The organism is Paraburkholderia sp. RL17-373-BIF-A, assembly GCF_046030175.1.
GTDB lineage: Bacteria > Pseudomonadota > Gammaproteobacteria > Burkholderiales > Burkholderiaceae > Paraburkholderia.
Genome location: NZ_JARESO010000538.1, coordinates 1 through 251 on the forward strand (window position 1 = coordinate 1; position 251 = coordinate 251).

General features: G+C 61.8%; 1 protein-coding gene. It reads left to right on the plus strand.

Annotated features, from left to right (window positions below; genetic code table 11):
* Positions 1–32 precede the first annotated feature (32 nt).
* On the plus strand, positions 33–251 hold a 219-nt coding region (locus P0D80_RS51665), incomplete at its 3' end, for a pentapeptide repeat-containing protein (protein ID WP_494478674.1).

Below are 251 nucleotides of genomic sequence, written 5' to 3' on the forward strand. Positions count from 1 at the left end.
GGACCTTGCTCAGAGGTGGGAGCGTGGTTGGGATGAACCTGAGCGGGATGAGCCTGAGATGGATGGACCTGAGCTGGATGGACCTGAGCGGGGCGGACCTGCGCGGGGCGAAGCTGAGCGGGGTGACCTTGCATCAGACGACATTCTCACTGGAAGCTCTCTTGCGCTACTCCGATCGGCTCACCGATGAAAGGCTTCCCGGGATCGTCTTCGCTGGATTATCAGAGGACCTGCGTCGTCCGGATGTGCGC